Annotated in this window: 6 protein-coding genes; 1 reads left to right on the top strand and 5 read right to left on the bottom strand. The window is 57.3% G+C overall.

Annotated features, from left to right (window positions below; all coding sequences use genetic code 11):
• Positions 1 to 628 precede the first annotated feature (628 nt).
• A complete protein-coding gene (inhA, locus tag CKW18_RS22695; protein ID WP_095190844.1) occupies positions 629 to 1315 on the bottom strand; it encodes an isonitrile hydratase in 687 nt (228 codons plus the stop codon).
• 89 nt (positions 1316 to 1404) lie between these two features.
• Here inhA and CKW18_RS22690 point away from each other — a divergent pair, with 89 nt between their 5' ends.
• On the top strand, positions 1405 to 2379 hold the full coding sequence (locus tag CKW18_RS22690; RefSeq protein ID WP_095190843.1) for a GlxA family transcriptional regulator: 975 nt from the start codon (positions 1405 to 1407) through the stop codon (positions 2377 to 2379).
• 47 nt (positions 2380 to 2426) lie between these two features.
• On the opposite strand, the gene CKW18_RS22685 is transcribed toward CKW18_RS22690, so the two are convergent.
• From CKW18_RS22685 to CKW18_RS22670, 4 genes are all read right to left on the bottom strand, one after another.
• Positions 2427 to 3482, bottom strand: a complete 1056-nt coding sequence (locus CKW18_RS22685; RefSeq protein ID WP_095190842.1) for a hypothetical protein — start codon at positions 3480 to 3482, stop codon at positions 2427 to 2429.
• A gap of 82 nt (positions 3483 to 3564) precedes the next feature.
• A complete protein-coding gene (locus CKW18_RS22680; RefSeq protein WP_095190841.1) occupies positions 3565 to 3957 on the bottom strand; it encodes a hypothetical protein in 393 nt (130 codons plus the stop codon).
• Positions 3958 to 4209: 252 nt separating this feature from the next.
• Entirely contained in the window at positions 4210 to 6036 is a 1827-nt protein-coding gene (locus tag CKW18_RS22675) for a glycoside hydrolase family 15 protein (RefSeq protein ID WP_095190840.1), read from the bottom strand.
• Positions 6029 to 6829: a glucose 1-dehydrogenase gene (locus CKW18_RS22670; protein WP_095190839.1), complete on the bottom strand. Its 801-nt coding sequence runs from the start codon at positions 6827 to 6829 to the stop codon at positions 6029 to 6031. The genes CKW18_RS22675 and CKW18_RS22670 overlap by 8 nt, the downstream gene beginning before the upstream one ends.
• Between the last annotated feature and the right edge of the window lie 13 nt (positions 6830 to 6842).

Here is a 6842-nt window from a genome sequence, read left to right as displayed (position 1 = left end):
TTTTCGCGAGCAAGCCCGCTCCCACAGTGGATTTGTCTTCCACCGGGGGGCAGAGGGTTCAGACAGGTGAAAGTGTGGCGAGAATCCGGGACAACACTGAAACCTGTGACCCAACACAAACCCCAATGTGGGAGCGGGCTTGCTCGCGAAGGCGGTGGGTCAGGCAATGAATGTGTCGACTGATCCACCGCTTTCGCGAGCAAGCCCGCTCCCACAGGGGATTTGTATTCCACCGGGGGGCAGAGGGTTCAGACAGGTGAAAGTGTGGCGAGAATCCGGGACAACACTGAAACCTGTGACCCAACACAAATCCCAATGTGGGAGCGGGCTTGCTCGCGAAGTCGGTGGATCAGGCAATGAAAGTGTCGACTGATACAACGTTTTCGCGAGCAAGCCCGCTCCCACAGTGGATTTGTCTTCCACCGGGGGGCAGAGGGTTCAGACAGGTGAAAGTGTGGCGAGAATCCGGGACAACACTGAAACCTGTGACCCAACACAAATCCCAATGTGGGAGCGGGCTTGCTCGCGAAGGCGGTGGGTCAGGCAATGAATGTGTCGACTGATCCACCGCTTTCGCGAGCAAGCCCGCTCCCACAGGGGATTTGTATTCCACCGGGGGGTAGAGAAATCAGCGCAGGTTGAGCTTTGCGGCGGCGCGCTCAGTGATTTCCGTGCGCAGTTTTAACGACGGAGCGGCGCGCAACCGCGCCTTGTCGACGATTGAGCCAGGCGCTGTGTCCGGAGAACCGGAGTTGAACGGCGGTGCTGGCGCATACTCAAGTTGTAGTTGCACCAGTCGCGCCGTGTCGGCATCAACCAACTCAGCCGCCAGCACCAAGGCAAAATCGATCCCGGCGGTAATCCCGCCACCGGTAAACAGATTGCCGTCACGCACCACTCGATCCTTCACCGCAATCGCGCCCAGCGTCGGCAGCAGATCGTGATACGCCCAGTGCGTCGTTGCGCGTTTGCCTTGCAGCAGACCCGCCGCGCCAAGCACCAGCGAACCGGTGCACACCGACGTCACGTAACGCGCCTGCGCCGCCTGTCGTTTGATGAAATCCAGCGTCTGCTCGTCTTCCATCAACGGCCCGACACCGCCGCCACCCGGCACACAGATCACATCCAGATCGGGGCAGTCCTCGAACGTGGTGGTCGGTTTCAGCAGCAGGCCGGTGCTGGCGGTGACCGGCATCAGATCCTTCCAGATCAGATGCACTTTTACGTCCGGCAGCGAAGCCAGCACGTCGTAAGGGCCAGTCAGGTCGAGTTGCTGAACCTGCGGGAACAACAGAAAACCGATCTGCAGCGTCATCGTTTTTGCTCCATTAAAAGGGGTGGACGGCTTCACTCTAGGCGCGTAGGTTCTGGCGCATACGCCAATAACCCCACGAATTACGCCAAATGCCCAAAGCCATTCATGTACTCGCGTTTGCCAACATGCAGATACTCGATGTCACAGGCCCGTTGCAGGTGTTCGCCTCGGCCAACGACCTCGCGCGTCAACGCGGCTTGCCCGTGCCTTATGCGCCGTCGGTGATCGCCAGCGAGGGCGGGGCGGTGATGTCCTCGGCAGGCTTGGCGGTATTGGCTGAACCGCTACCGCTGGAGCCCAGTGACACGCTGATCATCGCCGGTGGCTGGGGCATTTATCCGGCGGCGGAAGATGTGCCGCTGGTGGATTGGGTGCGTAAACACGCGGCGAAATGTCGGCGCGTAGCCTCGGTGTGCACCGGGGCATTTTTGCTCGCGGCCAGTGGCTGGCTCGACGGTCGTCGCGTGGTCACCCACTGGACCCGTTGTGAACAATTGGCGCAGCAGCACCCGAAACTGCAAGTCGAGGCCAATCCGATCTTCATCAACGACGGTCCGGTCTGGACCTCCGCGGGAGTCACCGCCGGCATCGATCTGGCGCTGGCGATGGTGGAGGAAGATCTCGGTCGCGACATCGCGCTGGACGTCGCCCGGCATCTGGTGGTCTTCCTCAAACGCCCGGGCGGGCAGTCGCAATTCAGCGTGACGCTATCGCTGCAAAATCAGGGCAATCGTTTTGACGACCTGCATGCGTGGATCGCCGAAAACCTGACCTGCGACCTCGGCGTGCCGACGTTGGCCGAACAAGCCGGCATGAGCGAACGCAGCTTTGTCCGTCATTACCGCGCCGACACCGGCCAGACCCCGGCGCGGGCGATTGAGTTGATTCGCGTTGAGACCGCCCGCCGGTTATTGAGCGACACCGGCCTGCCAGTCAAACGCATCGCGGCCAATTGCGGGTTTGGCAGTGAAGAGACATTGCGTCGTAGTTTTCTGCGGGCTATCGGTGTGACGCCGCAGGCGTATCGGGAGCGGTTTTCGGTCAGCGCTGCAACAGATCAGTAATGCCTTGAATAACTTTACCGAAAGAACAAACCGTTCTTCGTTTGAGATTACGGTTTCTTTTGTTCAGGTGTGGACGTGCCGTACACGTCATATGACATGATGTTTATGTATTTCTTCTCTATTTGATATTTTGTGTTTTTTATTCTTATCAATGTTGCATCCTCGCCTTTCCAGAGTATCCATGGGTTTATAAGTAAGCACGATTTCTTGTTTATACGCTTTATTTTTGATTGGTCGATCGATCGGAAGTAATCGCATAGTTCATCGGTGAGAACTATTTCATTCGCTTGAAAGCTTCCCAGGCCAAGTGTGCGCATTATGCCCTTCGGAATGGCTGCTGTGCTTTGGGTTGCAATGAGTATGGCTGTTAATAGTGAAAAAGCGATTAGCAAGGTGTTAGTGGCATTTGCTCTTTTTAGTGAGGCAATGAATATGTTTGCGAAGAGCACGAATGTGAAACTTGCAAAAACAATAATTCGGGTGGTGGGTTCTTTGAAGCTTGAGTCGGGAATGTCTTCTACGCCATGTAATACAAGAGTCACTAGCGTATAAGTACATACGCTCATGATGAGCGCGTTGATTGCTAAGGCGGTTGCGTGTTTTTTCAGTTTCTCATTGTTTGCAAACATGGAAATCGGCCAAAGCAATAATATACATATGATGAATATTAGTGAGTATTCTCTGATGCTCTCAAATAAAAGCACGCACAGGAACAGGACGATAAGTAAAAATAGAGCAATGCCTTGGCGGTGCAGAATATACTTGAAGCGCAGAGATTGGTCTTCGCCGAAATCTTCGACCAGATCTCTCCATATGAAAGATGGGAAGATGAAAAGACCAGCCATGGTCAGGGAAAAGATTATTCCAATAATAAGCGCTGAGAATATCAGCATTATCGAGTCTGTCAGTGATATTCGTGGAGTGTAGTTAATGTGCGAGAAATATAGAAAGAAGATGCCAAGGCCTGCGCTGATGCTTATGGCGTAATATGCTTTTCGCGTATTTTCCGAGAAGATGGAATGAGCAAAGCGGCGGGCTTGAAATTTAAATATTGCAAAAGGATCAGTGGTTGCGGTTTCTGATGTTGTGATGTCTGCTGTCATGTTTTTGCTTCGGCTTAGTATGCTGCGCGCAAAGTGCATTAGATTAAGGGCATGCAAGAGTATCGAGCGCAACAGCTTGGTGTTAATTGGTTTCGGCTTCCGCCACCTGATTGAAATACTTGCTGCGATCCGGAGTAAACGTCACCACCATCTTCGTCCGCGAACACGTCAACGAACGCTCGGCGCTTAAATCGATATCCAGATCTTCCCCGCGCAACCCTTGCCACTGCGCAAGGTATTTCAGCGAGCCGTATTTTTCGTTCTTCTTCAGGCTGCGGCTCACACCACCTTTCCAGCCGAGCACCGGTAATTCGCCAGAGAGGCATTTCAGGGCGAGGTCGGGGAAGCGGACGGCGCGCTGGCGGCCGATTTCCCAGCATTTGATCAGGCCTTTGTCGGTGCCTTCCCAGAGTTGGGTGCGGGTCAGGCCGGTGCGCAGGGGAGAGTCGATGGTACGCTGGACGTGCTGGGACATTCTGGTTCCTTGAATTCGGGTTTTGTTGGACAGCTCCGCTGTGCCCGTTGCGGTGGATGGTAGGGGCGGATGTAAGCGCTGGCAACAAGGTATTTCGGGGTGTAAGCGCAAGTTGCGGGGAAAGGATGGATCAATCTTTGTTGGGGATTTGTAGTCCCTCGCCGGAGGGACTGGGTTTCTAGGCTTCAGGTCTAGGCTTGCGTCCTACATTCAGCATTTTGTGAGGGATATTTCCGACAGTCTCCGCTGACTTTACGGCTGCCACTCACTCTTTTCCCCACTCAATCGCCGATCGAGAAAACTCGCCGCACTGATCAACGCCAGATGCGTCAATGCCTGCGGCGTGTTGCCCAAATGCCGCCCGTGGCTGTCGAACTCCTCGGCGTACAGCCCCAGCGGGTTGGCGTAGCGCAGCAACTGTTCAAACTCCAGATGGGCCTTTTCCACTTGCCCGGCCCGGGCCAGACATTCGACGTACCAGAACGAGCACGCGGCAAACGCGCCTTCGGTGCCGGTCAAGCCGTCGATGTTGGCGTCATCGTTGCGATAGCGATAAACCATGCCGTCACGCACCAGCGTCTTTTCGATGGCCTCAAGTGTCGACAGCCAGCGTGGGTCCTTGGCGCTGACGAAGCGCACCAGCGGCATCAACAGCATCGAGCCGTCCAGTGCTGTGCCGCCCTTGTATTGGACGAAATGCCCGCGCTCCTCATCCCAGAAGTTGTCCCAGATGTCGGCGTAGATCGCTTGACGGGTCTGGTCCCACTGGGCGAACGGTGCCGGTAACGAGCGTTTTGAGGCCAGACGGATTGCCCGGTCCAGCGCCACCCAGCACATCAGGCGCGAATGCAGAAAGTGATGCTGCTCCCCGCGCATTTCCCAAATGCCGACATCCGTGGTCTGCCAGGTCTCACACACCTGATCGACCACTTCGCGCACGTGTTTCCAACCTTCGTGGGAAATCGCGTCGCCGTACTTGTTGACCAGATACACCGCGTCCATCAGTTCGCCGAAGATATCCAGCTGAATCTGGTCATAGGCGCCATTGCCGATGCGCACCGGTTTTGCGCCGCCGTGGCCGGATAAGTTGGCAAGTTCGGTTTCCGGCAGTTCCTGACGCCCGTCGATGGCATACAGAATGTTCAGTTTCATCGGCTGGCCATGGCAGTCGCTGACCCGCCCGCGCAGCCAGCGCATGTAATCGTTGGCTTCGCTGACAAAACCCAGGCGCATGAACGCGTAGACCGTGAACGAGGCATCGCGGATCCAGGTGTAGCGATAATCCCAGTTACGCTCGCCGCCCGGTGTTTCCGGCAGGCCGAAGGTCGCAGCGGCGAGAATCGCGCCGTGTTTGCGTGAGGTCAGGAGTTTCAGTGCGAGCGCCGAGCGGTTGACCATTTCACGCCAGCGTCCGCGGTAGATCGACTGACCGATCCAGTCGCGCCAGAATTTCAGCGTGCGCTCCATGCAGAACGCGCCGGCGCCTTCGGCAAAACGCGGATCGTCGGTGGCACCGAGCATGAAAGCGGCCGTCTGATCCTGCTTCAGCGTGAAGTGAGCGACGGCGGCTTGGGCGTCAATCTGCATCGATTGGTCTGAGGCCAGACGCAACGTCGGTTGCCCGGAGGCACTGAACACCACGTCCTTCTGATCGTTCTGCGCTTGAGTGTCGGCGCGGGCATAGTCGTGGCGCACGGCGCAGCGCATGTTAAAGGTCGCCTCGCCGTTGACCACCCGTACCCGGCGCATCAGCAAAGGCAGATCATCTTTGCTGTCACCCACCGGCAGCATGTCGGTGATTTCCACCACGGCATATTCACTGAGCCAGCGGGTTTGCAGGACGTTGGTGTCGGGCAGGTAAATCTGCTCGCGGCGGGCATCGGGCAAGTCCGGCGCCAGTTGGAAAATCCCGGCGTCGGGCGAGTCCAGCAGCGAACAGAATATCGACGGGCTGTCGAACTCCGGCCAGCAGAAAAAATCCACGCTGCCCTTGTCGTTGACCAGTGCCGCACTGCGCATGTCGCCGATGATGCCGTGGGCGTCGATCGGGCTTTGTCGTTCTGGATGTTGCTCAGCCATTGCCGCGAAACTCCGGATAGAGGCTCATGCCGCCGTCGATGAACAGGGTGGTGCCGACGATGTAATCGGCGGCGTCGGAGGCGAGGAAGACCACCGCGTTGGCGATGTCTTCAACATCGCCGATACGCCCGTAGGGGATCAGGTCGAGGAGTTTTTCGCCGGCCGCGCCTTCGGTGGCGTCTTTATTGATCGCTGTACGAATCGCCCCCGGCGCGATGCCATTGATGCGAATGCGCTGATGGCTGACTTCCTGCGCCAGGGTCTGCATCAATTGATCGACGCCACCCTTGGACGCCGCGTAATTGACGTGCCCGGCCCACGGAATGCGTTGGTGCACAGAACTCATGTGAATGATCTTGCCGGCGGCGCGGGACACGCCTTCGCGAACGCCCTGGCGATTGAAAATCCTTAACGCGGCGCGGGCGCAGAGGAACTGGCCGGTGAGGTTGACGCCGATCACCGCGTTCCAGTCGTCCAGCGTCATGTCCACTGCAGCGCAGTCTTTTTGCAGACCGGAATTGGCCACCAGAATGTCCAGCGAACCGAAGGCCTCGAGGGTCTCGGTGAACAGCCGTTCGACCTGGTCTTCTTTCGACACATCGGCACCGATGGCCAAGGCCTGGCCGCCGTCGGCGATGATCTGCCGGGCGAGTGCTTCGGCCGGTTCCGCCTGACGGTTGTAGTTGATGATCACGGCGGCACCTGCAGCGGCCAGGGCTTTGGCGGCGGCGTGGCCGATGCCGGAGCTGGCGCCGGTGACTAATGCAACTTGTCTGGCTAGGGAGATCTGCATGCAAAATCGCGCC

The organism is Pseudomonas sp. Irchel 3E19, assembly GCF_900187585.1.
Lineage (GTDB): Bacteria > Pseudomonadota > Gammaproteobacteria > Pseudomonadales > Pseudomonadaceae > Aquipseudomonas > Aquipseudomonas baetica.
The sequence above is the reverse complement of the archived record's forward strand: the minus strand, read 5'-3'. Positions and strand labels throughout refer to the sequence as shown.